Raw genomic sequence first — 26,668 nt, forward strand, 5'->3', positions numbered from 1 at the left:
GTTCGAAATGGCAGACAGAAAGAGATACGAAGACCTGCGATCGGCGCGGTGGATGGTGCCGGACGACCAGCGCTCCTTCGGTCACCGCTCACGCACCATGCAGATGGGATATGCGCCTGAGGACTGGGAGGGTCGCCCGATCATCGCAATTCTCAACACATGGTCGGATGCCCAGCCGTGCCATATGCACTTTCGCGAGCGGGTGGAATGGGTAAAGCGGGGCGTGCTGCAATCGGGCGGATTTCCCATGGAGCTTCCGGCCCTCTCGCTTTCGGAAAATTTCGTCAAGCCGACCACGATGCTTTACCGCAACATGCTGGCCATGGAGACCGAGGAACTGCTGCGCTCGCATCCCATCGACGGTGCCGTCCTGATGGGTGGTTGCGACAAAACCACACCGGGACTGGTGATGGGCGCCGTTTCCATGGGACTTCCCTTCATCTACCTTCCCGCCGGCCCCATGCTGCGCGGCAACTATGCCGGAAAGGCATTGGGTTCGGGAACCGACGGCTTCAAATACTGGGACGAAAGACGGGCCGGCACGCTGTCAAAGGAGGAATGGCAGGGGATCGAAGGCGGGATTGCCCGGAGCTATGGTCACTGCATGACGATGGGTACGGCCTCCACCATGACGGCAATTGCCGAAGCCATGGGCCTGACGCTTCCCAACGCGTCGTCCATTCCCGCCGCGGACGCCAACCACCAGCGCATGTCGGCAAGCTGTGGCCGGCGCATTGTCGATATGGTCTGGGAGGATCTGACGCCGGACAAGATCATCACGCAAGCGGCCATCGATAATGCGGTGACGGTGGCCATGGCAACCGGCTGTTCGACCAATGCGATCATCCACCTGATCGCCATGGCGCGGCGTGCCGGCATTCCGCTCGCGCTCGACGATCTCGACCGCATCGGCCGCACGACGCCCGTCATCGCCAATATTCGCCCGTCGGGAGCGACTTATCTTATGGAAGACTTTTTCTATGCGGGCGGGCTTCGGGCGCTGATGAAGCAACTGGGCGACAAGCTGGATCCCACGGCCATGACCGTCACGGGCAGGCCGCTGGTCGAGGGGCTGGAGCAGGTGAAAGTCTGGAACGACGATGTCATCCGGCCGCTGACCAATCCCGTCTACCACGAGGGCTCGCTTGCCGTGCTCAAGGGCAACCTCTGCCCGGATGGTGCCGTCATCAAACCGGCTGCCTGCGACCCTGCATTTCACCGTCATCGCGGTCCGGCGCTCGTTGCCGACAGCTATGCGGAACTGAAAGCCATCATCGACGATCCGGATTATCCGCTGACGCCGGAGACCGTGCTGGTGCTGCGCAATGCCGGCCCGCAGGGCGGACCCGGCATGCCGGAATGGGGCATGATCCCGATGCCGAAGGCGCTTCTGAAGCTCGGACTGCGCGAAATGGTGCGGATTTCCGATGCGCGTATGTCGGGCACGAGTTTTGGCGCCTGCGTTCTGCATGCCTCACCCGAGGCCTTTGTCGGCGGCCCTCTTGCTCTGCTCAAGACGGGCGACATTGTGGAGCTGGATATCCCGGCCCGCAGCCTGAACATGCTGGTGCCCGAGGCGGAGCTTGCCGAGCGCCGCACGCGCTGGGTCGCGCCCGAGCCCCGCTTCGAGCGCGGCTACGGCTTCATGTTCACAAAGCACATCGAGCAGGCCGACAAAGGCTGCGATTTCGACTTTCTCAAGACGGACTTCGGCGCGCGCGTCGCCGAGCCGGTGATCAACTGAAAACGACGTTCAAGGAGGAACGATGAACCCTGCAACCCGTGACAAGCTGATGGGCGTATCCGTCGCAACGCTGTGCTCGGCGCTTTTCAAGCGCGGCCTTCGCAATCAGACGATCCAGGACGTGCGTCCCGTCAGGCCGAAAGGCCGCAACATGGTGGGGCCTGCTTTCACGCTCCGCTACATGCCGGCGCGGGAAGACCGCAACCCCATGACGATCTTTCGCGACCCGAAGCATCCACAACGCCATGCGATCGAAACCTGCCCGGAAGGCCATGTGCTGGTCATGGATAGCCGGAAGGATGCGCGCGCCGCATCCGCCGGCGACATCCTGATCACGCGGCTTATGGTGCGGGGCGGGGCCGGCGTCGTCACCGATGGAGGCTTTCGCGACGCAATGACGATCGGCGAGCTGGACATTCCCGCCTATCATCATCGTCCGTCCAGCCCGACGAACCTCACGCTGCACGAAGCGATCGACATCAACGTCCCGATCGGCTGTGGCGACGTCGCGGTCTTTCCAGGCGACATCATGGTCGGCGACGATGACAGCGTTATCGTTATCCCTGCCGAAATCGCCGACGAGATTGCGGACGAGGCTGTGGAAATGACCGCTTACGAGGATTTCGCGGTGGAACGCGTAAAACAAGGCCACACGATTATCGGCCTCTATCCGGCAACCGACGAGGCCAATCTGACACTGTTTGCCGAGTGGCGAAAGACCAACAACCGGTAGGCAACCCGTTGCTCGTTGCTCAAGTTTTGCCTTTTGAGCAGCAAGCTGGATCCGAGTATCGGGGCAATCCAAGGTGGAGCGCGGAACTTTCAGTGGTCAATGCATGTTTGCCGAATTAAAATGAGCGTAAAGACTTTTGATCCGCCGTTCATTTCGGAATATTGGTTTGCAACTTTAGTGGCAATAACGGGCTGCCCTTATTCCACAAGTGGCAATAGGCGGCCAACTCAAAGACATTGCTCCTATATTCGGTCCGAAACACTCCTCTTTCAACTTACCATGCTTGCTCTACGTTGCCGTTATCGCTAGCAGATGAGCATCACCACGCGACACATTTCCGAGCTTTGGAGAATGCCATGATGGGCAACGACGAACAGCAACTGGTATCCGAAGTGCCGCAGATGTCTGAGAGTGCCGATAACACGAACGCAGGCCAGCCGGATGATGCAGGGCGGAAGCCCCGGAAAAGAACATCCAAGCAGGCCCGCACCGAGGAGCCGGCGCCGCGCAAGATCAAACGGCACACCGCTGCCGAGCGCGCCGAAAAACTGCAACGCATCGAAGAGGCGCTTGCAAATGGCGGTGTTTCGCTAAAGGCCGCCGTTGAAGCCGTCGGGGTTTCGGATCAGACCTATTACCAGTGGAAGCGGGCAGATAAGCCTGCAGATGTCGCCCCAACCTCCACAGCTTCACCCTCTTCCGCACCCGCTGCACCGCCATCCCTTGGCAACGAACTCGCCGAACTCATCAAGCTGGAGGAGGAGAACCAGCGCCTGCGCCAACTCCTTGGCGAGAAGCTGCGGGCTGAAAACGCTGAACTTCGTCGGCGTCTCGAGATGAACTGATAGACGTCATGCGAAAAGTCCGACCCAACTTCGTGGTGGAGTATAAAGGCGGCCGCCGTCAGAAGCGGTCGCAAGACAAATCCATATGGGGAAGGATCGACTTTGCCTCACTGGCAGCCGAAGACGATCTTGCTCCTCAGGCGACCATCAAGCCTGTGACGACTGTCGGTGATCACCAGCGAACCGATCATGACGTGCCGGACGGGCATCTTGTTGATCCCAAGATCGCGGTTGATCCGAGGCCGTCTCTGCGAGCAGCCACATCCTCGCCAAAGGCCAACCAGGAGGCTGGTTCCCCTGCCAGCCCTGCGCGGGGCGCACAGAGTCTCCGGGAAGAGATGATCTCAGCACGGGATGATAATCACTTTCACGAACAGTCAGTAGATGTCGAATGGATACCGAACGACATTCAGCAGGGTTCAGTTGTGGCTCCCGACGATCATGCTGCATCGGTTCTGCCAGACACATTGCTTTCGCGACGGCAACTGGCCGAACTTGACGCTGAGAATATCGAGCTCAAGAGGCTCCTGAAGGATCGGCTATTGGCAGAAAATCAGTGTCTTGTGACAATGCTTGAGCGGCTCTCCAGATAGCGCGGTTCACACGCGTCGTCTCGAAGCCGATCCGGGCTGGATCGCGGCAACTTCTGCTGTCTGTCGTTCGCCTTTACGCCTTCTTGCCCGGCACGTCGATTATGCGCTGAGAGGCATCGAACTTGGGGTCGCCTTCGATAACGCGCTGTTCCCAGGTTTCCTGCGTCAGGTCCTCATTGTTGAAGACGCAGACCGCCAGCGTGGTATTCTGCCATTCCCGATCATACTTCGCGATGGTGATGAGCTCGGGCGACACGGGAGCATTTTCGGAGTGGCGATGCTGCCGCCAATGATGTGCCAGCCGACTGGGTCGAGATAGACCACATGCCCGTTCTTCCAGGCCTTCGTCTGGTGAACGATGTCGTTTTCGAGAGACTGCTTTGTCGACGTGATTGGGTTACATTCTTTCAAGGCACGAGACGTGTCGAATGCCGATGGAGTCCGAAAGACCCTGTTCCGTCGTAAAGACATTGGCACGGTCTCGAAGTTTCGACAGCACATAGGTGTCTTCGGCGATCTGCCGCCGCGTGCTACCCTTTTCGTTATAGGAATGGCCCATTACGGTCAGCGAGAAGCCCGCCAGCGTCACCGAGGGGACGCCGACGAAAAGCGCATAGCAGGCTGCGGCGACGCCATTCGTTACATGGCCGCATTCGCCGATATCGCCGGGGATTCCGCCGCAAATATGCTCGACGATAGCCTCGCGCTCCTCCTTCGTCGCGCGCATGAGACTGCGATAGCGGACGCGCGGTTTCATCAGCAGTTTCAGTCGCATGACCCATAGCGGGCGCGTATGCAGCCACAAAAGTCCCCGCGTGTGCACGTCGGGATGTTCCTCCCAGGACTTCTTGCGCTTGCGGAAGGTAAGGTCTGCTGCGGGAAGCCCGAGCATGGCTGCTGTTTTGCCCGAGTTGTTCACATCCATGCGAGCGCAATGGGCGAGGATGTCGGGAGGCAGCGTCGGATGGGGAGCAGATCCGAGAATCAGCCAGGGTTTGTCGAGAATTCCGAGCTTCGTGAGCCAGCGGCGATGGGCATCTCTCAGTGCTTGCAGATCTTCCATATCCACCATGCCCAACCGGGAAAGTCGCGGAGCCAAACAAGAGGCACCACGATAAAGTCTCATTTTGCCGCTCTTCCCTTGCGGGAATGTCGGCACCATCCGTTATAGTTGGATTATATAGAATACGAATGCGCTTCTGACAGATCGGGGTGTCACGCGGTTTTTGTAAGCAAGGATCGACAGCGGAGCGCGCGAGCGGCTATGGGGCGGCTTGAAAATAGCCATGGGTGCATTCAGGGCTGGCGTCTCTGTGTCGCTCTGTGGCAGCAGGCGCACGCACGCCGGGAGGGGGCAAGAGAATGACCACGTCGGTCGGATCGGAGCATGTAATGAGTGCCAGTCATCTAGACTATCGCCCCGATCTCGACGGGTTGCGGGCTCTCGCCATCCTGCCCGTCCTTCTCTTCCATGCCGATGTCTCGCTCTTCCGCGGAGGCTTCGTGGGGGTCGATGTATTCTTCGTGCTCTCCGGCTATTTCATGGCGCGGATCATCCTGTCCGATCTCGTTGCCGGCACGTTCTCCTTCCCTGCCTTTTACATTAGACGGATAAAACGGATCATCCCTGCCTTGTTCACGATGATGGCTGTTACCGCCGTTATTGCCTGGTTCCGGCTGATGCCTGAGGAGTTCCGCTACTTCGGAGATAGCGTGCGGGCCGCCGCGCTGTTCACGGCAAATGTGCTCTTCCGCCAGGAAAGCGGCTACTTCGATATCTCCGCAGAGATGAAGCCGCTGCTGCACACATGGTCGCTGTCCATGGAGGAGCAGTTCTATATCCTGTTCCCGATCTCTCTGTTCCTCGTTTTCAGCTTCGCCCGCAGGTATCTCCTGCATATCACGAGCGGCTTCATCCTGGTCTCGTTCGTCGCCTGCCTGTGGGCGACCGCCCATTCGCCGGAGAAAGCGTTCTTTCTCCTGCATTTTCGCGTCTGGGAACTGCTCATCGGTGCCCTGGTTGCCTTTGCGCCCCGCCCGAACTACGACGTGCGTGTGGCGACCGGCCTCAGCACGGTCGGGTTGGCCGCCGTCCTTGCCGCGATCTTTCTCTACTCCGACGCAACGCCGTTTCCCGGGCCCTTCGCGGCCATTCCCGTCCTCGGCGCGGCTCTCGTTATCCATGCGGGCTCGCAGAGCCGTTTCCCCGCCTATCTTCTGACCAACGGTGTCGCCGTCTTCATCGGCCGCATCTCCTACTCGCTTTACCTCTGGCACTGGCCGATCATCGTTTTCTACCGGTATGAGACAGGGCATAGTCTCACGCTGAGCGAGAGCCTTATCGTTATTCTTCTATCCTTCGCCGCTGCCATCGTGTCGTGGCGTTTTATCGAGCAGCCCGCCCGCTATGCCCCTGTCTTCAAGTCACGCCGGCTTGTCCTGTCGCTGATGGGCGGCGCCATGGCCGGTGCGGTCGCGTTCGGCTTCGTGGTCACGCGGTATGCTGGTCTTCCGCAGCGCCTGCCCGACGATGTCTACGCCGTTTATGCCGCAACCTACGACCAGAGCCCTTTCTTTGCGCCGAATTGCTTTGCCAACAGCAATGGAGATGGCCTGCGTCCGCAGTCGATCCGGGATGGTGATCTCTGCCCGATGGGCTCGCCGTCCGCCGGCCCTGCGAAGTTTCTCGTCTGGGGCGACTCGCATGCCGCCGCCATAGCGCCGGCGATCGACGAAGCTGCACGGAAAGCCGGAGTCTCGGGTCTCTTCGTCGGCCGAGCATCCTGCCCGCCGCTTCCAGGTGCTGTCTTCGGGCCGGACCACATCGTCGCGCGCTGCGTGGAAACCAACGCCGCCATCCTCAGCCTGATAGAGAAGCAGAGGTTTCCCTACGTCTTCATGGTCGGCTACTGGCCCAAATATGTCCACCGCACCGAGCTTCCCGAAGAGGGCGTGTTCTTCACAGCCTCTGAAGCGCTTGTTCTGCCCGACTGGTCCGCTCCGGTCCGCTACAGCCTTAAGGCGACGATCGCGGCGTTTGCGAAACAGGGAACGCGCGTCATCCTCGTGCAGGACGTGCCGGAGATGGGTGTGAAGGTGCCTGAGGCTCTGGCGCGTGCGAAAATGACGGGGGAGAACGAGGATCTGAGCATGCCTTTCAGCTACACGCTCCATCGGCAGAAACTCGCGCGCGACATGCTCCTCGCCGTTGCCCGGGAAACGCGTTCATCGACGATCGATCCGTTCACGTCTCTCTGCGACGAAACGCGGTGCCATCCCGTCGCCAATGGCGGCATCCTGTATCGCGATGGCGATCATCTCTCGCTAACAGGCGCTAGATATCTGGCGCCGCTGTTTGACGAGACGATGGCCATGATCGCGCGACCAGCAAGCAAAATCTCGTTGCCTTCGGACGAGCGATGGAGCTGGGCCATGCCGGACCGTCACTGAAGGATAAGCGATCGAGCTCAGCACTCCGCCGTCCCAAGAACGGACACTGCCGATCAGGCGACCTTGTTCAGCTTCGCCGTCTTCGGATCGCTCAATGTCTGCTGCGACATTTCAGTGTCGTCATGTGCCGCATTCAGGCAGCGTGCGACGAGATCGTGGTGGATCCAGCGGACCGGACCGGATGGCGTCGATGTCGCGCCGAAGATGAGACGGCCGGTTGCCTCGACCACGAGCGTGCTCAGGAGATCGCTGATCAGGGCCTTGCCGTCGCGGTGCATCGCGGTGATGTCGTTGGAAGTGCCGATGGTGAGATCCGCCTGCGCCTGGCTGTTGGGCATCGGCCAGGCGTTGAAGTCGTAGAACGGCACCATGACGTCACTTGCCTGTAGCGCGGTGATCCGGCGCAGGACTTCCGTGACCGTATGGCCATCAGCGAGCAGCGCTTCGCAGGCCTGCCACTGTTCGTCGGCCCAATGCCCGCCGTTCTCCTTCTTGAGCGCCAGCAGCAAGGGGATCAGAGGAAGCTCTATGCCCGTGAACACGTCGGACGAGTTCGTCCGGATTTCCGGGCAATTGTAGACAGTCGCCTTCACGCCCGCATCCCAGGCGTCAGCCGCGATGGCCTCGAGGCGCATCTTGGCATAGCCCTGCGTATAGTTCGTGTAGGTCTGCCAGCGATATTCATCGCCGATGAGAATTCCCGTGCCATGATAGCCATAGGCCGTATAGCGAACCGCGCTGCCCGATGCCTCGACCCGCGTGCGGATGGCCGCGCTGGCGTCGATGAGATGGCGGAAGGTGTTGGCCGAGACCTCGTCGAAATTCTGAAGAATCAGCTTGCCCATATCGCTGTCGAGCAGTGCCTGCGACGACATGTGGCGGGCGCCGGTGCCCTTGTAGATCCTGTTGGCAACGACGAGCAGCACTTTCGCCTTGGGAATGCCGCCAGCCATCGTATGCGCAAAGAAGACGTTACGCCCATCGGGGATCATGCCGTCGAGGGTTGCCATCACCTGCGCCAGTGCGGTCTTGAACCGGTTCGTCGCGATGGTCTTGCAGGTTTCGATATGGTCCCAGTCGATCTTGGCATCCTGCCACGTCTGGAGTGTCATCTCCGCCAAGAGGTCCGTCGGTGTCGGTCCGCCATCCGGGCCGTCGAGATCGAAGCCGGCCATCAGAGGCACATTGATGATCTTGCCGCCCAGACGGTCCTCGGCAACAGAAAGCTCGTCCTGCGTCAGAGGTCGCAAAGCGTTGTTCTCATCGCGCCGGCCGACCGTGATGCCGACGATCTCCATGCCGGTCTTGCGGGCCTGATCGAGAAGTCCGGTCGCATAGCCACGTCCGAACAGCTCTCCGAAGAGAACGAAGATATCGCCCTTCCGAAACAGTGTGTTCTCGGCGATGCTTTCCAGTGCGATCGGCTTTTTCATGGTCATGTCTTCAGGTCGTGGGTCGTTGCGCGCAGGTCGCAACAGTCGGTAATGATCCCATGAACGGAGTTGGCCGCAATGGAAAGTCATTTAACGTGACGGATTATATCGAAACGTGAACCGGAAGCGCCATTGACGACAGGCGTTGCCGCGCCGTCCGCCGAAAAGAGTGGAATCGATCGAAAGGTCTCTGCAGATAGCGCTTCGCTGACAGGCGCCCGACGTTCAAAGTCTCCGGAAAGAAATATCCACTCTGGAGCTGGCCAAGAGCCGCTGCGAAGCCTTGAGCTGTTTCTATGCCGCTTGGGCTAGGACGAAATCCTCACCTTGGTGCTACGTCAGATTGTGTGATGCCGGAGTCATCTTCATGTAATACCCCAAATATCGGGTAAATCGATTTTACGGAAAATAATAAATCTTAATATCCTTCATTTCGAATAGAATCAATAAAGCAAGATTGCTCCATTTTTGCCAGAATCTATTTTGAATATCGCGCGATCTCCAAAAATTAGACTTTGAAGAGCTTGAATTCCTACACCAAAGGTCGATTTCATTCTTGTCATGACGACGGAGGTCGATATGGAAGAGATGATGAAGAAGCGTCGCACGCGTGGGGCAGGTGCTCTTGGCGATATCGCGGCGACCAAGCAGGCGGTCATGGAAATGCAACGGCGACAGGACGAGGAGCGCCGGCAGAAGACAGAGCGACTGAGAGCGCAGCGGCTTGGCGGGGCCGTCGGCGGAGGCGATGGCAATGCTGCAGGCGGTTCGCCATGAAAATCCGGTTCTTTACAGATGATGGCGGCCAGATCGACGAGAGTGGCGGAATTTCTTTGCCTGATCGAAAAACAGCGGAACGTGAGGCTCTGAGTGCCCTGTGTGACTGGCTGAGGGAGCTTGGACCGGAGGATCTGCCCGCAACAACGGCCGTCATCGGGGAGCGTGCCGATGGGACTTTGCTCTTCCGCGTGCAACTTGATGCCGTCATCGAACGTTTTGATGTTGATGGATCATGACCAACTCTCTGTGCGCCTCCCGGTATCGCCTTCACGCATGTCTGTCGCAAAGGCCGCGAAGCGGAGAGCTATGACTGGCATGCTGGAGGAGAATGCGGAATCCCGCCTCGCCCTGTTCGATTTCGCCTTCCGCCATGCGCCCATCGGTATGGCGCTGGTGGATACGGAGGGTCGCATTGTGCGGGGAAACAGGGCGTTCTCCAGAATGGTGGGCATCTCGCAAGAGAACCTGAGCGGCGTCGCGTTCGCCGATTTCACGCATCCAGACGATCTCGCGGCCGACATCGGCCTTTTCAACGAGGTGCTGGCTCGACGACGGGACGGCTATACGATCGAGAAGCGTTACATCCGGCCGGACCGGACGCCGTTGTACGTCCGCATCCATGTCGCCGCCATGCGCGATGGCGATGGAGAGGTCGTTCGGTTCATCTCGCAAGTCGAGGACATCACACAGGCGAAGGATGCGGAGCGGCAGCTTGCCGAACATGCGGCGCAGCTCGAGCTCGCACTGGAAGCTGTGAGAGGCGGGTTCTGGCAGCTGGATATTCCCGCGCAAACCTTCGAAACGTCCGATCGTCTCTCCCAGTATATCGGTGGGCCGGATGCCGCCCGGCTCGACCTTGAGTCCTATCTCGCCAGGATCAGTCGTCTGGACAGGTCCGCTGCGGACCTCACGCCACTGATCGAGGGTACGCTCGACCAGAATGTTGTCGAATACAGGCTGGATACGATCGCGGGCGAGCGGTGGATGCGCTGCGATCGTCGCCTGTTGCGAGACGCGGAAGGTCGGCCGCTGAAGATCGTGGGAATGGCGATCGATTTCACCGAGGAACATCGACAGATCGAGCGCCTGCAGCGCAATGCACAGACCGATAGTCTGACGGGACTGCTCAATCGCCGTGGTCTTGAGGCGCGCTTCCCGCAGATGGCCTCTTCGGCAGGCTACGCCGTTCTGGCGATCGACCTCGACGGCTTCAAGCAGGTGAACGACCGCTACGGCCATGCTGCCGGTGATATCATCCTTCAGGAAGCCGCAGGCCGGTTGATGTCCTGTGTCCGCGGCGACGATCTCGTCTGCCGTGTGGGCGGGGACGAGTTCGTCGTCGTTATCTCCGGCGACAGGGAAACCGGTATTGCCGTCGCCAATCGCATGGTCGGCGCGATGCGTGCGTCGTTCTCGCTGCGCGTCCCGAGCACGGACACCGATGTGCTGGTCGAGGTGCGCGCCAGCATCGGCGGAGTGTGGACAGTTGCCAATGTCGAACTTGACGGCCTGATCGCTCATGCCGATACCTTCCTTTACCGAGTGAAAGCATCGGGAAAAGACGGCGTCAGCTTCGACCGGCAACCGTTCCCGCGCCAAACGACGCGCAGCTGAATGTCGCCCGAGAATGCCGCGAGCCAGCGGGCGGAATCGACGCACAGGCGGAGATGGCACACATCCGGCGGCACTCAAGCCATGCCGCACGAAACCTCAGACGCGTGCGGAACTCGACGCCGTCAACGTTCCCACGAGTGAGAATGCTATGCCGGTGGTCTCGTAGCGCAAATCCGATTTTCCAGCGAAATAGGCCGGCACGATCTTTTCCACGAGGCGGGAGCCGAAGCCTTTTCGCGATGGCTTCGTGACATACGGTCCACCGCTTTCGTTCCATGCGAAATGCAACGTTTCGGCGTCCCGCGACCAGCGGATAGAGACTTTTCCATCTGCATTGCTGAGGGCGCCGTACTTGGTGGCATTGGTCGCCAGTTCGTGGATGGCGAGCGCGATGGCGAGGGCTTGCTGGCTGCCGAGGACGATGTCGGGCCCATCCAGAAGCACCCTTCCGGCCGAAGGGCCGTAGGGTGCCAGCCCGGAAAGAACGAGCCTGCGCAGATCGGCGGTCTCGCCTGCCATGTGCGTTAGAAGATCCTGCGCTCTCGCCAGCGCGTTCAGTCGCTCGGAAATAGCCGTCGCGGCCTCTGGCAACGAGCCGGCGTTGCGCACGGTTTGCGCCACGATGGACTGGACCACGGCAAGCATGTTCTTCATGCGATGCGAGAGCTCGTTCTGCAGCACGCGCTGCTCTTCCCTCCACGCAAGCTCGTCCCGGCGAGCGGTCACCAGAGCCGTGGTCTCGGTCACCACGTCGATAAAACCTGCAACACGGCCATTTTCGTCGAAGACGGGTGAATAGGAAAAGCACCAATGCGTTTCCTCCGGGTAGCCGTTCCGCGTCATGAAGAGTGTGAGGTCGTCGCGCCAGATGGTTTTCCCCGACAAGGCTTCGCGCACCATGGGAGAGATGTCATCCCAGACGTCGAACCATATGTCGCAAAAGGGTTTGCCAAGGGCGTGTGGCGCGCGCGCGCCGAGGATGGGCCTGAACGCCGCGTTGAAGATCGTCGTGAGCCTCGGTCCGTAACAGAGTGCCATCGGCTGGCCGGAGGCGACCAGGGTGGAAACGACGGACCGGAGATGAGCCGGCCAGCTATCGATGGACCCCAGCGGGGTTCGTGCCCAGTCATGCTCCGCAATTGCCGCGCCCGCTTCCCCGAACGATCGAAGCACCGACCTGTAGTCTCTGCTATCGTCCGGAATGTCGTCCCATATCTGCGCATGCATGCTTCTGTCCCATCGGGATCGTAAGTTGCCACTTTATCTGCGGGAGGCTCAAATTCAATGTACAAAACCGTACCGGAATGTGAGGGGCACTCCACAGGCAATGTCCGTCAAGGCAGGGTCGGCAGTGTTCCCACGATGCGAAGCGCCAGACCCTCATAGGGTTCGAGGTTGATGGTCAGCGCGCCGTCTTCCTGAAGGTCGCCCTCGATCGTTTCGCCGATCATGTCGACCACCGGCCCAGGCGTCACCTGCGGCAGCACGATCACCTCTTCCAGCGCCGTATCGCCGAAATTCAACGCGGTCACCTGCGTGCCACGCCCGTCCGGCAGCTCGTGAACCATGATGAGCAGGCCCGGCGATGTCGTGTCAGGGATCATCACCTGCCGGCTGGCGGCAAGGCCATAGGCTTCGCGGACCGAAAGGAGACGCTTCAGCTGGCTTGCAAAGGAATCCGGCTGCGTCAGTTGCTCCGTTACCGGGCCATAGAGCGCGCGGGCGCGCGGTACGCCTTCGGCCGACTGCCCGGCATCCGATTGGCCCGTGAGGTCGTAGGCGCCGCGCTCGATCCAGCGCGTATCGCCGTCTCCCATCAGATGTTGCACGTCGTCCGGGCTCACCGGCAGCGCGCCGACCAGATCCCAGCCGGACAAGGCGAAGATGCCGGGCTGGAAGGCGTTGTACATGACCAGCAACAGATGGATCTTGCGAATGAGCTTCAGAGCGTCGTCGTCGATCGTGTCGAGATCGGAAATGCCAAGGGCTGCCGTGATGACGCTGGCCGTCGTGCAGGCGATTCCGTTCGTGACGAAGGGAAGGTTGTAGGGGGCATTGGCACCGGACAGCCGCTCGCGGATCACGTCGCGCAGGTGCATGCGCAGGGTCCGGCCCTGCCACGTCTGGCCGCTGAAGCTGTAGATGTCGTCCGCGTGCAACGTCCAGAAATGGACAAGTTCCGTCGTCAGTTCATCGTGATTCTGAAGCGCGTGAATGAGAGATGCCGGATCGATGCCGAACTCATGCACGGTGCGCAACATCATGCGCAGCCATTCGGTGTTTCCGGTCAAAAGCGCATGGTGATAGGCGGGGCGCGTGATGAAGTCATAGGAGAGATCGGCGCCGCCTTTCGACATCGCGGCGATGTCGTCGACCGTCAGGTTGAGTTCCTGGAACGAGAAGCCGCCGGCCTTGCGCACCATGCCAGCGAGCAGCGCGTTACCCGTCAGCGACAACGGGTGGCTTTCGGACCAGGCGGGGCCGTCCAACCGACGCTCGACGCCGAGGAAGCCGTTGGCATCGAGGCGAAGACCGCGCGCGCCCAGCTGATCGATGGAGTGGAGGGCATCGCCGATGATCATCTGCTGCGCCGCAAAGGTCGGATCGAGCCAGTTCAGGCTCGGCTGTCCTTCTTTGAAGTAGTGGAGGTAGACCCAGCGGCGCAGCTTGCCATCCACGCCTTCGACCGGCGCCGTGGCGCTCCAGTCGGTTTCCTTCACGCCCGGCTCGAAGAAGATGACGCGCTGGAGCTGGCCGACGATGAACCCCTTTTCCTTGAGGTAATCGACAGCCTCGGTGCCAAGGTTCACGGCATCCCGCCCTTCGGGCACGTCTGGCAGATGCGGCCATTCCTCCTCGGGGATCTCCACCATGTGGTAGAGGCCGGGATAAGAGCCGACCTTCATCTCGGCGAGGCGGAAATCCGCGCCCTTACCGGTGTGGGAGGGGATGACGTCATCGATGACGATGGCGTTGAAGGCCGCGGCCATGCGGCTGATGGCGACGAACTCTTCCGTCGTGCCGAAGGCCGGGTCGATATCGAAGCCGATGCGGTCGAAGTTGCCGTCGATGGTCGGCGTGTAGGCGCCGTCCTTGATCCCGCCGGATCTCTTCGTCGGGCCGACATGGATGCCCCGCACGCCGATGGACGACAGTGCCGACCAGAGCTGGGGGTCGCCCAGCGTCTTGAGGACGGAGTCTCCTTCCGCTGTGATCACCGAAGGCGGGTAGGCCGTAAACCAGACGGAGGCGATGGCGGAAGCCGAGCGAGGGCGCGGTTCTGCATAAGGCCGCTGCCAGAAACGACCCTGTCCACCATAATTCTCGGCAAATTGCCGTGCCTGATGCAGCATGGAGGAGGATACGAGCTTCTCGATGTCGTCTTTGGGTAGTGATGTCATCTCAGGTTCTGATCCCGCGCCTGTTTCTGGTCATGCCTCTGGTCCACGCTGTTCGATGTAGGCGTCGCGCGGCGAAAGGAAACGGCTGGGTCGCACTTCAGTCAGCTGTCGGGCGGAGAAATGGTGGTGCGGACGTTATCATCCACGCACGGGAAAGGTGCAGCCAGAGTTCCCGTGACATCACTGAGCATTTGCACGGCGTCTGCGTCCGGGGCATCCGGAACGCGAAATGTCACACGCCGGCGCTACGAGGTTCTAACGCCTCGATCGCGGGCGGCGTGGCACAATGGTCAGCGGCCGCTTTCTTATGAAGCGGCCGCCTTTCCGATTAGTTTGCCGGCGGTGTGGCAGGTGCCGGAGCCGGCGTCGTGGTGGCCGGCGGTGTCGTTGTCGGAGCGGGAGCAGGGGTCGAAGCTGCCGGCGGCGTTGCTGGCGGTGCCGGAGCCGGCTCAGGCGTGCGCAGGACGCTCCAGAGAACGATGACGACGATGACAGCGACAACGGCTGCGATAATGGTGTTGCGGTTCAATTTTGCCTCCTTGGTTAGCCAGAGTAACCTATCCGCGAAAGCAGAATTGTCCAAGCTTTTCATAAAAGAAGCGGATTTCAGCTCCAGCCGGGCCAGCGCGCTGCCCGATCGTCACGCGGCGCTGCGTCCTCTTGCCTATACGGCACACGGCCTTCGATCGCTCAGCCCGAAGAGCTTAACCGGAAGAACGCGCCTTGTCTTGCCGCGCTAAATCTGACAAAAACGATCAGCTTAACGCGGCATGCGACGGCGCGCCTTACGTATCTGCAAGCCGACGAACGGGGTTCAAGCGAGCGAGCACTTCATCATGAGCTTCTGGCATACGATGTCGTGGAAGACGGACGGGATCACTGTTTCTGCTCCCGTACAGTGGCGGCAGCTGGATGGCATGGTAACCGTACTCTGGGAGGCGGAAAGTCAGGCCGGGGCCAGTGGCTACTATCTGGCAGACGATCCGCGTATCATGTTCTTCTTCAACGACGTTTCACCGAACGTGCGCATCTCCAACCGGAGCGATGATTTCACCCGCAATGCTCGCGCAATGCCCCGCGCTGTCTATGTGCCCGCGGGTATGCCGATGTGGACGACGAGCCGGAGCGCGCATCGTTTCAGCCATCTCAATCTCCACCTGCACAAGGACCGGCTTCTCCGCTACCTCTCGCCGACGGTCGGCATTTCCTGTGCGCAGGCAGCCCTTCGCCGCCCGGCCGAACTCAATGATATCGCCGGTATCGATGCCTTGGCGCGGCTGCTCGCAACCGAGATCCGGTCTCCGACCAGACATGCCGTCTACGCGGAAAGCCTCGTCGGCAGCATCGTGTCAGGGCTGCTGGATATCCCCGGCGAAGCCGACCAGAAGACCGGGGGGCGGTTGACGCAGGCCCAGATGAACAAACTGCTCGTTCATATCGACAAGGTCGGCGGCTATCGCATGTCGGTGGCCGACATGGCTGCAACGGTCGGACTTTCGGAAAGCTGGTTCTCGAGCGTGTTCAAGAAGACCACGGGGCAGACGCCGCTGCAATGGCAGCTGTGCAAGCGGATCGAACAGGCCAAGCAGATGCTCGGAACCAATGAATTGCCTGTGGCCAGCATTGCGGCACAGCTCGGCTTCTCCGACCAGGCGCACCTGACCAAGGTCTTCCGTCAGGTGGAAGGCGAGACACCGGCGGCGTGGCGGCGTTTGCAGCAGATCCGATCGCTCTGACGCCCGCCCGGCGCGAAACACGCAGGGCGGGTATCAGCCTCGTCAGGTCACCACGTCTGGCGAAGCGTCGCCATCACCTTTCGGCCGGGATTGTAGTAGACAGCGCCCGAATCGGTGCTGGCAATGTGCTTCTCGTCGAACACGTTGTTGACGTTCAGCTGAAACGTCGTGTTCTCCTGAACCTTGTACGTATAGGCCACGTCGAACACGACGGCGCTTTCCGACGTCTTCGTATTCTCGATGTCGGTGTAGTACGAGTCGAGGTAGCGAGCACCGACGCCGAAGGTCATGTCGCCGCGCGCGCCTTGTCCCGGAAGCGTGTAGGTGCCCCAGATCGAGGCAAGGTGCTCAGGCACGCGCATCAACCGGTTGCCGTCATTGGCGCCGCCCGGCTCGTCGATCTTGGAGTCGATGTAGCTATAGGCCGCGATGATCTCGATCTTATCCGTAACTTCGGCCTTGGCCTCCAGCTCGAACCCGCGATGTCGCACCTTCTCCACCGATTGCGGCAGGTATGTCACCTGATCGTAAACGGTGATGTTACCCTTGGTGAGATCGTAGATGGATGCGGTGATGAGAGCAGGGAAGGCCTCGGGCCGGTACTTGATGCCGACCTCGTATTGCTTGCCGGTCGTCGGATCCGCGCCGGAGGCGGGCGGCGCCGCAGATTCGGCATAGCTGATGTAGGGCGCGAGTTCCTCGGTGATCTTGTAGCTCGCACCGATGCGCTTCGTAAATTCGCTGTGGTCGCCCGAAGCTGTGGAGCCGGCGAGACGGTCGGTTTCGCTAAGGTCAAGCCAGTCGTTGCGCAGGCCGACGCTGACCGTCAGCTTGTCGAAGAAAGTCAGATCCTGCTGCATGTAGACGGCAGCCGTCTTCTGGTCGTTGTTGACGCTGGAATAGGGCGACAGGCTACCTGGACCGCCGGAGTAGATCGGGTTTTCCCAGTCGATCGATGGCGCCGACGTATAGAAATTGTCGGTGTCGGATTCGAACCTGTTGTAATCGGTGCCAAACAGCGTGCGGCTCTCTATCGTGTCGGTGCGCGTCTCGTAGACGAGGTTCGCATCGATGATGAACTGCTCGGAGGACTTGTCGCTGCCGAAGAAATACCGGCTCGCGGTCGTCGAGCCGTCGGTCGGCGTCCCCCCGATATAGGCACTGCCGAACCCGTCATTGAGGTTGCTGTAGCGCGCGTTGGAACCGAAGCTCAGACCGTTGCCGAAGTCATGGTCGAACATGACGCTATAGCTGTTACGGTTCGTTTCGCTGAAATAATAGTCCGGCTCGCCGAAAAACGTGTCCCTGTCGAAATCCGTTCCCAGCGGATGCCCGCCGCTGCCGGGAACGCCGTCCTTGTCGAGGTGATCGAAGACGACGGTGAGGTTCGTGGCCGCATCCGGCCGCCAGGTCAGGCCACCCATAATGAAGTTCTCGTCGTCCTGTGAGTGGTCGTATTCGGCATCGGCGCGCTGGAGTTTGCCCGTAAGCCGGTAGGACAGCGTGTCGTCTGCCGTCAGGTTGTCGCCGAAGTCGAAGCCAAGTTCCTTGTGCGCGAACGAACCTGCGGTGCCGTACACCTCGCCGAACCGCTCCCGCTTCGGTGTCTTCGTGACGTAGTTCACCGACCCACCCGGCTCGGCCGCTCCGAAGCCGGAGGAGCTTGCGCCCTTCAGCACTTCGATCCGCTCATAGGCGTAGGGCTCTTCGCGGGTGCCGGCAAAGGTCCGGCCGATCGCAAGGCCATCACGGTAGGTGTAGGGCGTGAAGCCGCGAATGTCGAAATAGTCGTATCGGTCATCCGAGCCGTAGAAGTCGGTGATGACACCGGCGGTATACTGAACCACCTGCTCGACGGTATCAGCGCCGCGCTGCTGTATCTCCTTCGAGGTGATGACGGAAACCGAGGCCGGCGCCTTCAGGATGTCCGTCGGCAGCTTGCCGGTGGCGGTTGTTTCCGTGGCGACGATGGATTGCGAATCATTGTCCGTGTTGAGCAGCGTTCCGCTCGAACCGCCCTGGACGACGATGGTTTCAAGCGCGGTCGCGCCGCTTGCTGCGTCCTGGGCAGAGGCGATCGATGGCGACAAGGCGGCCAAGGCCGTGCAGCCGAGGAGGATGGCGCTCCGGCGGGAAAGCGGCGCGAGCCTCCGGTGGTTGCGTGTTCTATCGATGTCCATGTGCAGTATCCAGATTGACGTGACGCGAGGGCGGCCGGCAGGACCGGTCGATGTTTCCTGATGGGGTCCGCACCGCATGTCGGCGTGTTGTCTCGGCGTCCGGATCGTCCGACCGCGTGTTCGTCCCCGCTTCCCTATAACTGGAGCCATTTTATCGAGTATTGTCGAATCCACCGGTTTTGTAGAATCCGATGGCTAACTATACCCGCTTTCCCGGGTGTCGCAGCTTTGCCGTTGACGACACGGGTTGAAGCTGAGAGTGGAGGTCAACTTATGTCCATTGAAGGGATCGGGAGATGAAGTTTTTCCGCTTCGCCGCACAGGTCGTCGTGATCTTCGGGTTGCTCGCGCAGGGCCATGCGCAGGCCGCCGAGGAGGCTCGTTTCCCGATCACCATCCATCATGCATTCGGTACGACCATCATTGAAAAGAAGCCGGAGCGTGTGGCCGCGGTTGCCTGGGCGAACCATGAAGTGCCGCTCGCACTTGGCGTCGTCCCCGTCGGCATGGCACGCGCGAACTTCGGCGACGACGACAATGACGGCATTCTGCCCTGGGTCAAGGCGCGTCTCGATGAACTGGGCGGGGAGACGCCGGTGCTGTTCGACGAAGGCGACGGTATCGACTTCGAAGCGGTCGCAGCGACCGATCCTGATGTTATTCTCGCGGCCTATTCCGGTATCAGCCAGGCAGATTACGACACGCTGAGCCAGATCGCACCTGTCATTGCCTATCCGCAGGCGCCGTGGTCCACCGACTGGCGCGAGACGATCCGGCTCGACAGCGCCGGGCTTGGAATGGCGAAGGAGGGCGAGGCGCTGATTGCCGGGATCGAGGCCGACATCACCAAGACGCTCGTCGGACATCCGGAACTGAAGGGCAAATCGGCGATGTTCATCACGCATCTGAGTGCCTCTGACCTCAGCATCATCAATTTTTACACGACCAACGACACGCGGGTGAAGTTCTTCGCAGATCTGGGGCTGGCCTCGCCGAAAAGCGTTCTCCAGGCATCGCAGCCGGGGAAATATTCCGGGTCCGTCAGCGCCGAGCAGATCGACGCGTTCGATGATGTCGATATTCTTGTGACCTACGGAGATCAGGCGCTTTTCAATTCGCTCAAGGCCAATCCGCTGACACGGCACATGCCAGCCGTTGCCAACGGTGCCCTTGTCATGCTCGGCAACGATCCGGTCGGCAACGCCGCCAACCCGACGCCGCTTTCGATCCGCTGGGTGTTGAAGGATTACGTCGCGCGGCTGAGCGAGGCGGCCAAGACCCGGAAATGACATCGGCCTCGATCAAAGCTCCCGCGCGCCTCCACGGCATGGTCGCCCGCTCCAGCCGCATGCGCGCGCTCTGGCTTCTCGCGCTCGTGGGTGTGCTCGCGCTGCTTGCGGCGCTGTCGGTCACCATTGGCACACGCAGTGTCGCCTGGGCCGACATCATGGCGGCGGTGCGCGGCGGGCAGGAAACGATTGGACAGGCGGCCGTCGCACTTCGTATTCCGCGCACCCTTCTTGCTGTGCTCTCGGGTGCCGCGCTCGGCCTTGCCGGCGCGATCATGCAGGGCGTGACGCGCAATCCGCTCGCCGATCCCGGCATTCTCGGCGTGAATATGGGGGCCTCTCTTGCCGTGGTCATCGGCGTGGCCTGGTTCGGGATCACCTCGGCGCAGGCCTATATCTGGACGGCGATCGCGGGTGCGGGCGGTGCGGCGGTCTTCGTCTATACCATCGGATCGCTCGGCCGCGGCGGGGCAACGCCGCTCAAGCTGGCGCTTGCGGGCGCTGCGACCTCCGTCGCTTTCGCCTCGCTGGTCATCGCGGTCGTTCTGCCACGCGGCGATATCGCAGGCGGCATCCATGCCTGGCAGATTGGCGGCGTTGGCGGTGCGACCTTTGAACGTGTGGTTCCCGTTCTGCCATTTCTGGGCATTGGCTTTGTCATCAGCCTCCTTTCCGCCCGCAAGCTGAACTCGCTGGCCCTTGGCGACGATGTCGCCGCTGGCCTTGGCGAGCATGTCGCAGCGGCCCGTGCCGTCGCTTCGCTCGGCGCCATCCTGCTTTGCGGTGCGACAACGGCCGTTTGCGGTCCGATCGGCTTTCTCGGCCTTGTGGTGCCGCACCTGTGCCGCACCCTGATCGGCGTCGATCACCGCTGGCTGCTGCCGTTCTCGGCTTTCGGCGGCGCGGCTCTGCTGCTCGGCGCCGATATTCTCGGGCGCATCGTGGCGCGGCCGGGTGAAATCGATGTCGGCATCATCACCGCGCTGATCGGCGCCCCGTTCTTCATCTGGATCGTGCGGCGGCAGCGGGTGAGGGAGCTGTGAGCGTGCCGTCCCGAACAATCGATTTCCTTACCGATCATCGCCGTCGTCGTGCACGCCGTCATTTGACAGCGCTCGGCCTTCTGCTCGCGCTGGTGGTCGTCGTCTTCGGCATAACCCTCTCCGTCGGCAAGAGCATCGTCTCGCCACTGGATGTCCTCAGGGTGCTCTCGGGCGAGCCCGTTCCCGGCACGTCCTTCACCGTCGGGCAACTGCGCCTGCCGCGCGCGGTCCTCTCGATTCTCTCCGGCCTCTGCTTCGGGCTCGGCGGCGTCGCCTTTCAGATCATGCTGCGCAATCCGCTGGCGAGCCCGGATATTATCGGCATCACCTCGGGCGCGGGTGCCGCAGCGGTGTTTGCCATCGTCGTTCTCCAGATGTCGGGGCCAGTGGTGTCGCTGCTGGCAGTCGGCGCCGGGCTTGGGGTTGCCTTGCTCGTCTACGGATTGTCGTTCCGAAATGGCGTCGGCGGCACGCGTCTCATCCTGGTCGGCATCGGGGTGTCTGCCATGCTGCAAAGCGTCATCGCCTATATCCTCTCAACCGCGCCCTCCTGGAGCCTGCAGGAGGCGATGCGCTGGCTGACGGGCAGCGTCAACGGCGCCCAGTTGCAGCAGGCCCTGCCGCTTCTTCTGGCGCTTGTCGTCTTCGGCGGTATCCTTCTCAGCCGCACGCGTGATCTCGAAGCGCTCAGGCTCGGTGACGATACCGCTTCGGCACTCGGTGTTCGCGTCTCGCAAACCCGGATGCTGGTCATCATCTCCGCCGTCGGCATGATCGCGGCGGCGACCGCCGTCACCGGGCCGATCGCCTTCGTCGCCTTCCTCGCAGGACCGATCGCGGCGCGCATCGTTCGTTCGACCGGATCCCTGCTCCTGCCGGCAGCTCTGGTCGGGGCGATCCTTGTGCTTGTCGGCGACTATGTCGGGCAGGTGCTGCTGCCCAGTCGTTACCCTGTCGGTGTCATTACCGGCGCCCTTGGCGCCCCTTACCTCATTTTCCTGATCGTCCGCGTCAACCGGACAGGAGGTTCGCTGTGACCGATCACTCCCTCGTCGCAACGGGACTTTCAGCCGGCTATGACGGCAAGGAGATCCTTAAAGGACTCGACCTGACGATCCCCACAGGCAGGATCACCGTGATCGTCGGCGCCAATGCCTGTGGAAAATCCACGTTCCTGCGCACGCTGTCGCGGCTGCTTGTCCCGACGAAGGGCCATGTGCTGCTTGACGGCAGGTCGATCCACCGCACGCCGGCGCGTCAGCTCGCCCGCACGCTCGGCCTGCTGCCGCAAGCGCCCATCGCGCCGGAGGGCATTACCGTCGCCGATCTCGTCAGCCGCGGCCGCCATCCTCACAAGAGCCTCTTCTCTCGCTGGACGCGGAAGGACGACGAGGCCGTGGATGGTGCGCTGACGGCCACCAGAACCTTCGATCTCGCAGAGAGGCCCGTCGACGAGCTTTCCGGCGGCCAGCGCCAGCGCGTCTGGATCGCCATGGCGCTGGCCCAGGAGACTGAAATCCTGCTGCTGGACGAACCCACGACCTTCCTCGACATCAACCATCAGATCGAGGTGCTCGATCTCCTGACAGATCTCAACCGCGAGCGCGGTACGACGGTCGTGATGGTGCTGCATGATCTGAACCTCGCGGCACGCTATGCCGATGTTCTCGTGGCGATGGCCGGAGGCCGAGTTCACGCTTTCGGCACGCCTGAAGAGGTGCTGACAGAAGGCATGGTCCACGACGTCTTTGGCCTCGAAAGCCGCATTGTCGAAGATCCCTTGTCCGGTCGCCCGATGATGCTGCCCATCGGACGCCACAGGATGGCCGGTATCGGGCGTTGATCTTCGGCCCCGACGGATGTTACGCCGCATCCCGACCTTGCATCTCGATGGAGACAGCCATGACGACCACGGATTATACGGCCTTCGTTGCCGCGCTGGCCGGAGAGGGGCAGCCGATGGCGGCCTATGCTGCTCTGGAGGCCCTGACGCAGTCGCTGGTCGGGGTGAAGCTCTTCACCATCATGACGAGCGACACGACGACACGCGTCGCCGAGCGGGTCTATTCCAATATGCCGGACCAGTACCCGGTCTCCGGCACCAAGCCCTATAACGAGACGCACTGGTCCGATATCACCCTCACGCAGCAGCAGACCTTCGTGGCGAACACGATCGAGGAGATCGCTGCGGTGTTCGGCGATTACGAGCTCATCGATTCCCTTGGCTGCCAGTCGGTGATCAACGTGCCGATCGTCGTCGGGGGAACCGTGATCGGCACCATCAACTGCCTGCACGAGGCCGGTTTCTATACGCCGGAACGCGTTGCGGCAGCGGAGGCGCTGAAGCTTCCCGGCGCGGTCTGCATGCTGCTGGCAGCAGGCCGCAGCACGGATAGCGAAAACGTCGCCGTCGTCTGAAGCGAGCGCCGGCCCGATCTCCCTCAGACGTCCGGCTGCTGGATCGATTGCAGCAGGGTTTCGCGCGCCGAGCGCAGGTGCTGCCGGCAGGCGCGCTCCACGGTCGGCAGGTCGCGGGTTTTCAGCGCCGCGATGTAATTCAGATGTTCCTGCACCGCCCGCGCATTCCGTTCGCGGTCGTTCGCCTTGTTCCACTGGTAGTGATAGTGGAAGACGATGGTGATGATGTCGTAGAAATCGATGATGAAACGATTGCTCGACGAGCGATGCACCAGAAGGTGGAAGCGCTCGTCGAGTTCCGAGAAATCGCGGTACCGCGTGTCGATGTTCGCCAGCATGTCGCGATGGAGCGCCTCCATTTCCTCAAGATCGTGCCACGCCGGATGATCTTCCGGCAACGCGGCGAAACCGGCGGCGGAGCGGAGCTCGAACATCTCGCGGATCTCGGTCAGTTCCAGCGCAAAATCACGGGTAAAGCCTTTCAATACCCAATGACTGTTCGGCCTCTTTTCGATCAGCCCGAAACGGCTGAAGCGGATGAGGAATTCGCGCACGCTGGTCGTGCCCGTGCCGATATCGCGGGCAAGCTCCAGCTCGTTGATCTGCATGCCCGGTTCGGCGCCGCCGGCGAGGATCCGCCGCATGAAGCTCCGCTCGATGATCTCCGCAAGCGAGCTGGTTTCTTCGGCCGAGAAGAAATCCGCAGGTCGCGGCGCGCGCAGCATGGCCTTGGTGCGCTTGTCCCAGGAGATGATCTCGAGCGTCTTCAGGTGTGTGAGAATGGCGCGCACGGTTGTGCGGCTCACGCCGAGGGACGTGCCGAGTTCAAGCTCGGAGGGAAGCGCATCGGCTTCTGCGATGAGTGTCAGACACCGGTTGAAGGCGTCCTTGAAGACCGTGTTCTGTTTCGCCATTCCTGTTCCCGGTGCAATGGACAGGCCTGTTGCCGCCTGTCATCGCGCGCCCCGTATCCCCTTGTCCCCGACGCCGCATCGGCTGCCGTTCCAGCCTCCATAAGCGACATCTACAGGAGCAAGGGCGCGTCATCCAGCGCGCATAATACAAGTTGACGGAAAACTGTCTATTGTAGATAAAATAACAAATCGACGGATCTTGAGAGCCCACTTGGTGCTGACCAAGACGGCTCGGCCGTGGTCCGGATAGCAGGGGTTCAGACGGAAGATGATGCGATGAAGACGCGTAAGATCGGCACGACAAACCTCTCCGTCACGGAATACAGCTTCGGCACCGCGCCGCTAGGCGGCATGTACCGTACCTGCCCGCGCGACACGGCGATGGAGACGCTGGAGGCTGCCTGGGATTCCGGCATGCGGTTTTTCGATACCGCGCCGTGGTACGGCTTTGGGCTCGCCGAGAGGCGTGTCGGCGATTTTCTGCGGGACAAGCCGTCCGGCAGTTATGTGCTTTCCACGAAGGTCGGTCGGCTGTTGCGCCCCGTTGCCGATGACAAAGTGCCGGATTTCGGCTTCGTCGATCCGTTGCCCTTCGAAACGGATTACGACTATTCCTATGACGGCATCATGCGCTCCGTCGAGTTCAGCTATGCCCGCACAGGCCTCAACCGCCTCGACATCCTGTTCGTGCACGACATCGGCGTCTATACCCATGGCGCCGAGCGCAACGCCGTCTACCTCAGGCAGTTGCTCGATGGCGGCCTGAAGGCGCTGGACGCGCTGAAGTCGAGCGGCGCCATCTCCGCCTATGGTCTTGGCGTCAACGAGGTGCCGGTCTGCCTCGACGTGATGCGCGAAGCCGATCTCGACTGCATTCTGCTCGCCGGCCGCTACACCCTTCTCGACCGGACCGCTGTTTCGGAACTGCTGCCTCTCTGCCACGCGAAAAACACCTCGCTGGTCGTGGGCGGCGTTTTCAACTCCGGCATCCTCGCGACAGGCGCGGTCGATGGCGCGCATTTCGATTACGGGCCGGCCTCGCCGGAGGTTCTCGAAAAGGTGTCAGCCATGGAGAAGATCGCGGCGTCTCAGGGCGTGTCGCTGGCCGCTCCGGCCATGCAGTTTCCGCTGCAGAACCCGCTGGTCGCATCGGTCCTTCTCGGCACGGCCAAGCCTTCCAGCCTGACGCGCAACATGGCGCTGGAGGCTCACCGGCTTCAGCCCGACGATTTTGGTCCATACGATGCGCACACCCTTGTCGCGCCCCCTTTGGGAACAGAAGCCGTGCGCGTTTGATCGGCGATGAGGCAGAGCCGGGGAGGGCTCTGCGTGCCGTGAGGATGCCGGTTGCAAGTTCGTCAGTCTTGGGTTAGCGTCGAAACCACAATATGTTTTTTATAGATAAAGATCGTATCGCCGCGTCTTCGGTACGGTTGGAGGAGAACGAAACAAGACGTTGTTGGAGGAGAACAACACCATGACACTGCTGAACCACATTCTGTCGCGCCGCGCCTTCGCCCGTCGCTCGCTTGCAAGCGTCGCCGGCGCAGCGGTCATCGCCACAATGATGCCGATGGGCGCGGTTGCCCAAGACGTCACCATTCCGATCATCGTCAAGGACACGACTTCTTTCTATTGGCAGATCGTTCTCGCCGGCGCTCGCGCGGCCGGCAAGGACCTCGGCGTCAACGTGCCGGAACTCGGCGCGCAGGCGGAGACCGATGTGAACGGCCAGATCAGCATTCTGGAGAATGCGGTTGCCGGCAGCCCCGCTGCCATCGTCATTTCGCCGACGGAGTTCAAGGCGCTCGGCAAGCCGGTCGATGAAGCCGCCAAGTCGGTTCCCATCATCGGCATCGACTCCGGTGCGGATTCCAAGGCCTTCAGCTCGTTCCTGACGACCGATAACGTTCAGGGCGGGCGGATTGCAGCCGATGGTCTGGCTGCGGCGATCAAGGAAGCGACCGGCAAGGACGAAGGCGAGATCGCCATCATCACCAACACGCCGGGTGCCGGCTCTCTGGAGCAGCGCAAGGAGGGCTTCCTCGATCAGATCAAGTCCAAATATCCGGGTCTGAAGGTCGTCGCCGACAAGTATGCCGATGGTCAGGCCTCCACCGGCCTCAACATCATGACCGACCTCATCACGGCGAACCCCAACCTCGTCGGCGTCTTCGCCTCCAACCTGATCATGGCGCAGGGCGTCGGTCAGGCCATTGCCGAGAACAAGCTGGGCGAAAAGGTGAAGGTCATCGGATTCGACAGCGACGAGAAGACGGTCGGCTTCCTGAAGGAAGGCGTTCTCGCCGGTCTCGTGGTGCAGGATCCTTACCGGATGGGCTATGACGGCATCAAGACGGCGCTTGCCGTCTCGAAGAAGGAGAAGGTCGAGGCCAACGTCGACACCGGCGCAAATCTCGTCACCAAGGCCAACATGGCCGATCCGAAGATCGACGCTCTCCTCAATCCCAAGATCAACTGAAAATCGTCGGACG

Annotated in this window: 23 protein-coding genes and 1 pseudogene; 16 read left to right on the forward strand and 8 right to left on the reverse strand. The window is 61.3% G+C overall.

The features are described 5' to 3' along the window. Nucleotides 1-7 precede the first annotated feature (7 nt). From araD to BSG19_RS19690, 4 genes are all read left to right on the forward strand, one after another. Nucleotides 8-1,744, forward strand: coding sequence for an L-arabinonate dehydratase (gene araD / locus BSG19_RS19675; protein ID WP_092989730.1), 1,737 nt, complete (start codon nucleotides 8-10; stop codon nucleotides 1,742-1,744). Nucleotides 1,745-1,766: 22 nt separating this feature from the next. Further along, nucleotides 1,767-2,477: a ribonuclease activity regulator RraA gene (locus BSG19_RS19680; RefSeq protein ID WP_092989731.1), complete on the forward strand. Its 711-nt coding sequence runs from the start codon at nucleotides 1,767-1,769 to the stop codon at nucleotides 2,475-2,477. A 356-nt stretch (nucleotides 2,478-2,833) separates the two neighbouring features. Next, entirely contained in the window at nucleotides 2,834-3,322 is a 489-nt protein-coding gene (locus tag BSG19_RS19685) for a transposase (protein WP_092989732.1), read from the forward strand. A gap of 8 nt (nucleotides 3,323-3,330) precedes the next feature. Continuing rightward, on the forward strand, nucleotides 3,331-3,915 hold the full coding sequence (locus BSG19_RS19690; protein WP_092989733.1) for a hypothetical protein: 585 nt from the start codon (nucleotides 3,331-3,333) through the stop codon (nucleotides 3,913-3,915). 91 nt (nucleotides 3,916-4,006) lie between these two features. Here BSG19_RS19690 and BSG19_RS19695 read toward each other — a convergent pair. Together BSG19_RS19695 and BSG19_RS19700 are read right to left on the reverse strand one after the other, a co-directional pair. Then, nucleotides 4,007-4,162: pseudogene (locus BSG19_RS19695) on the reverse strand (thiamine pyrophosphate-requiring protein); the annotation flags it as partial. A 150-nt stretch (nucleotides 4,163-4,312) separates the two neighbouring features. Then, nucleotides 4,313-4,987, reverse strand: a complete 675-nt coding sequence (locus BSG19_RS19700; RefSeq protein WP_092989735.1) for a hypothetical protein — start codon at nucleotides 4,985-4,987, stop codon at nucleotides 4,313-4,315. A 320-nt stretch (nucleotides 4,988-5,307) separates the two neighbouring features. Between BSG19_RS19700 and BSG19_RS19705 the strand changes: the two genes are divergently transcribed. Next, nucleotides 5,308-7,365 carry an acyltransferase family protein gene (locus tag BSG19_RS19705; protein WP_092989736.1) on the forward strand — a complete coding sequence of 686 codons (2,058 nt, stop codon included), beginning with the start codon at nucleotides 5,308-5,310 and terminating at the stop codon, nucleotides 7,363-7,365. Nucleotides 7,366-7,418: 53 nt separating this feature from the next. On the opposite strand, the gene BSG19_RS19710 is transcribed toward BSG19_RS19705, so the two are convergent. Then, nucleotides 7,419-8,798, reverse strand: coding sequence for an enoyl ACP reductase FabMG family protein (locus BSG19_RS19710; RefSeq protein ID WP_092989811.1), 1,380 nt, complete (start codon nucleotides 8,796-8,798; stop codon nucleotides 7,419-7,421). Between the two features lie 579 nt (nucleotides 8,799-9,377). Here BSG19_RS19710 and BSG19_RS19715 point away from each other — a divergent pair. From BSG19_RS19715 to BSG19_RS19720, 3 genes are all read left to right on the forward strand, one after another. Continuing rightward, the gene (locus tag BSG19_RS19715; RefSeq protein WP_139274798.1) at nucleotides 9,378-9,575 is read left to right on the forward strand and encodes a hypothetical protein; all 198 of its coding nucleotides are present in this window, start codon (nucleotides 9,378-9,380) and stop codon (nucleotides 9,573-9,575) included. Then, on the forward strand, nucleotides 9,572-9,814 hold the full coding sequence (locus BSG19_RS25790; protein ID WP_139274799.1) for a DUF6894 family protein: 243 nt from the start codon (nucleotides 9,572-9,574) through the stop codon (nucleotides 9,812-9,814). The genes BSG19_RS19715 and BSG19_RS25790 overlap by 4 nt, the downstream gene beginning before the upstream one ends. Nucleotides 9,815-9,884: 70 nt before the next feature. Next, nucleotides 9,885-11,192 carry a diguanylate cyclase gene (locus BSG19_RS19720; RefSeq protein ID WP_170866044.1) on the forward strand — a complete coding sequence of 436 codons (1,308 nt, stop codon included), beginning with the start codon at nucleotides 9,885-9,887 and terminating at the stop codon, nucleotides 11,190-11,192. Nucleotides 11,193-11,288: 96 nt separating this feature from the next. Here the strand turns inward: BSG19_RS19720 and BSG19_RS19725 are convergent, their stop codons facing one another. The 3 genes from BSG19_RS19725 to BSG19_RS19735 all read right to left on the reverse strand — a co-directional run bounded on the left by BSG19_RS19725 (nucleotide 11,289) and on the right by BSG19_RS19735 (nucleotide 15,122). Continuing rightward, nucleotides 11,289-12,419, reverse strand: coding sequence for a sensor histidine kinase (locus BSG19_RS19725; RefSeq protein WP_244529333.1), 1,131 nt, complete (start codon nucleotides 12,417-12,419; stop codon nucleotides 11,289-11,291). Between the two features lie 107 nt (nucleotides 12,420-12,526). Then, nucleotides 12,527-14,593: a maltose alpha-D-glucosyltransferase gene (gene treS, locus BSG19_RS19730; protein WP_092989739.1), complete on the reverse strand. Its 2,067-nt coding sequence runs from the start codon at nucleotides 14,591-14,593 to the stop codon at nucleotides 12,527-12,529. 328 nt (nucleotides 14,594-14,921) lie between these two features. After that, complete coding sequence (locus tag BSG19_RS19735) at nucleotides 14,922-15,122, reverse strand: hypothetical protein (RefSeq protein WP_092989740.1); 201 nt, start codon at nucleotides 15,120-15,122, stop codon at nucleotides 14,922-14,924. 307 nt (nucleotides 15,123-15,429) lie between these two features. Between BSG19_RS19735 and BSG19_RS19740 the strand changes: the two genes are divergently transcribed. Next, complete coding sequence (locus BSG19_RS19740) at nucleotides 15,430-16,329, forward strand: helix-turn-helix domain-containing protein (protein ID WP_092989741.1); 900 nt, start codon at nucleotides 15,430-15,432, stop codon at nucleotides 16,327-16,329. A 47-nt stretch (nucleotides 16,330-16,376) separates the two neighbouring features. Here the strand turns inward: BSG19_RS19740 and BSG19_RS19745 are convergent, their stop codons facing one another. Next, a complete protein-coding gene (locus BSG19_RS19745) occupies nucleotides 16,377-18,509 on the reverse strand; it encodes a TonB-dependent siderophore receptor (RefSeq protein ID WP_170866045.1) in 2,133 nt (710 codons plus the stop codon). Nucleotides 18,510-18,805: 296 nt separating this feature from the next. On the opposite strand from BSG19_RS19745, the gene BSG19_RS19750 reads away from it, so the two are divergent. The 5 genes from BSG19_RS19750 to BSG19_RS19770 are packed head-to-tail and all read left to right on the forward strand — an operon-like array spanning nucleotide 18,806 to nucleotide 23,259. Beyond that, nucleotides 18,806-19,798: an iron-siderophore ABC transporter substrate-binding protein gene (locus BSG19_RS19750; protein ID WP_092989742.1), complete on the forward strand. Its 993-nt coding sequence runs from the start codon at nucleotides 18,806-18,808 to the stop codon at nucleotides 19,796-19,798. Beyond that, nucleotides 19,795-20,841 (forward strand): FecCD family ABC transporter permease, encoded by a 1,047-nt coding sequence (locus tag BSG19_RS19755; RefSeq protein ID WP_170866046.1) that lies wholly within the window; start codon nucleotides 19,795-19,797, stop codon nucleotides 20,839-20,841. The genes BSG19_RS19750 and BSG19_RS19755 overlap by 4 nt, the downstream gene beginning before the upstream one ends. After that, nucleotides 20,838-21,878: a FecCD family ABC transporter permease gene (locus BSG19_RS19760; RefSeq protein ID WP_092989744.1), complete on the forward strand. Its 1,041-nt coding sequence runs from the start codon at nucleotides 20,838-20,840 to the stop codon at nucleotides 21,876-21,878. The genes BSG19_RS19755 and BSG19_RS19760 overlap by 4 nt, the downstream gene beginning before the upstream one ends. Next, nucleotides 21,875-22,684 (forward strand): ABC transporter ATP-binding protein, encoded by an 810-nt coding sequence (locus tag BSG19_RS19765; protein ID WP_092989745.1) that lies wholly within the window; start codon nucleotides 21,875-21,877, stop codon nucleotides 22,682-22,684. The genes BSG19_RS19760 and BSG19_RS19765 overlap by 4 nt, the downstream gene beginning before the upstream one ends. Before the next feature lie 59 nt (nucleotides 22,685-22,743). Beyond that, nucleotides 22,744-23,259: a GAF domain-containing protein gene (locus BSG19_RS19770; protein WP_210185403.1), complete on the forward strand. Its 516-nt coding sequence runs from the start codon at nucleotides 22,744-22,746 to the stop codon at nucleotides 23,257-23,259. 23 nt (nucleotides 23,260-23,282) lie between these two features. Here BSG19_RS19770 and BSG19_RS19775 read toward each other — a convergent pair whose 3' ends face one another. Further along, nucleotides 23,283-24,173: a GntR family transcriptional regulator gene (locus BSG19_RS19775; protein ID WP_092989746.1), complete on the reverse strand. Its 891-nt coding sequence runs from the start codon at nucleotides 24,171-24,173 to the stop codon at nucleotides 23,283-23,285. A gap of 276 nt (nucleotides 24,174-24,449) precedes the next feature. Here BSG19_RS19775 and BSG19_RS19780 point away from each other — a divergent pair, with 276 nt between their 5' ends. Next, the gene (locus BSG19_RS19780) at nucleotides 24,450-25,469 is read left to right on the forward strand and encodes an aldo/keto reductase (RefSeq protein ID WP_092989747.1); all 1,020 of its coding nucleotides are present in this window, start codon (nucleotides 24,450-24,452) and stop codon (nucleotides 25,467-25,469) included. 181 nt (nucleotides 25,470-25,650) lie between these two features. Beyond that, on the forward strand, nucleotides 25,651-26,655 hold the full coding sequence (locus tag BSG19_RS19785; RefSeq protein ID WP_092989748.1) for an ABC transporter substrate-binding protein: 1,005 nt from the start codon (nucleotides 25,651-25,653) through the stop codon (nucleotides 26,653-26,655). The last annotated feature ends 13 nt before the right edge of the window (nucleotides 26,656-26,668 follow it).

It is taken from the genome of Rhizobium sp. NFR03, assembly GCF_900111275.1.
Classification (GTDB): Bacteria; Pseudomonadota; Alphaproteobacteria; order Rhizobiales; family Rhizobiaceae; genus Ferranicluibacter.

What these genes read in the sequence shown, in the direction of transcription:
- araD (WP_092989730.1), top strand. Translation starts at nt 8, where the DNA reads ATGGCAGACAGAAAGAGATACGAAGACCTGCGATCGGCGCGGTGGATG.
- BSG19_RS19680 (WP_092989731.1), top strand. Translation starts at nt 1,767, where the DNA reads ATGAACCCTGCAACCCGTGACAAGCTGATGGGCGTATCCGTCGCAACG.
- BSG19_RS19685 (WP_092989732.1), top strand. Translation starts at nt 2,834, where the DNA reads ATGATGGGCAACGACGAACAGCAACTGGTATCCGAAGTGCCGCAGATG.
- BSG19_RS19690 (WP_092989733.1), top strand. Translation starts at nt 3,331, where the DNA reads ATGCGAAAAGTCCGACCCAACTTCGTGGTGGAGTATAAAGGCGGCCGC.
- BSG19_RS19700 (WP_092989735.1), bottom strand. Translation starts at nt 4,987, where the DNA reads ATGGTGGATATGGAAGATCTGCAAGCACTGAGAGATGCCCATCGCCGC.
- BSG19_RS19705 (WP_092989736.1), top strand. Translation starts at nt 5,308, where the DNA reads ATGAGTGCCAGTCATCTAGACTATCGCCCCGATCTCGACGGGTTGCGG.
- BSG19_RS19710 (WP_092989811.1), bottom strand. Translation starts at nt 8,798, where the DNA reads ATGAAAAAGCCGATCGCACTGGAAAGCATCGCCGAGAACACACTGTTT.
- BSG19_RS19715 (WP_139274798.1), top strand. Translation starts at nt 9,378, where the DNA reads ATGGAAGAGATGATGAAGAAGCGTCGCACGCGTGGGGCAGGTGCTCTT.
- BSG19_RS25790 (WP_139274799.1), top strand. Translation starts at nt 9,572, where the DNA reads ATGAAAATCCGGTTCTTTACAGATGATGGCGGCCAGATCGACGAGAGT.
- BSG19_RS19720 (WP_170866044.1), top strand. Translation starts at nt 9,885, where the DNA reads ATGACTGGCATGCTGGAGGAGAATGCGGAATCCCGCCTCGCCCTGTTC.
- BSG19_RS19725 (WP_244529333.1), bottom strand. Translation starts at nt 12,419, where the DNA reads ATGCATGCGCAGATATGGGACGACATTCCGGACGATAGCAGAGACTAC.
- treS (WP_092989739.1), bottom strand. Translation starts at nt 14,593, where the DNA reads ATGACATCACTACCCAAAGACGACATCGAGAAGCTCGTATCCTCCTCC.
- BSG19_RS19740 (WP_092989741.1), top strand. Translation starts at nt 15,430, where the DNA reads ATGAGCTTCTGGCATACGATGTCGTGGAAGACGGACGGGATCACTGTT.
- BSG19_RS19745 (WP_170866045.1), bottom strand. Translation starts at nt 18,509, where the DNA reads ATGGACATCGATAGAACACGCAACCACCGGAGGCTCGCGCCGCTTTCC.
- BSG19_RS19750 (WP_092989742.1), top strand. Translation starts at nt 18,806, where the DNA reads ATGAAGTTTTTCCGCTTCGCCGCACAGGTCGTCGTGATCTTCGGGTTG.
- BSG19_RS19755 (WP_170866046.1), top strand. Translation starts at nt 19,795, where the DNA reads ATGACATCGGCCTCGATCAAAGCTCCCGCGCGCCTCCACGGCATGGTC.
- BSG19_RS19770 (WP_210185403.1), top strand. Translation starts at nt 22,744, where the DNA reads ATGACGACCACGGATTATACGGCCTTCGTTGCCGCGCTGGCCGGAGAG.
- BSG19_RS19775 (WP_092989746.1), bottom strand. Translation starts at nt 24,173, where the DNA reads ATGGCGAAACAGAACACGGTCTTCAAGGACGCCTTCAACCGGTGTCTG.
- BSG19_RS19780 (WP_092989747.1), top strand. Translation starts at nt 24,450, where the DNA reads ATGAAGACGCGTAAGATCGGCACGACAAACCTCTCCGTCACGGAATAC.
- BSG19_RS19785 (WP_092989748.1), top strand. Translation starts at nt 25,651, where the DNA reads ATGACACTGCTGAACCACATTCTGTCGCGCCGCGCCTTCGCCCGTCGC.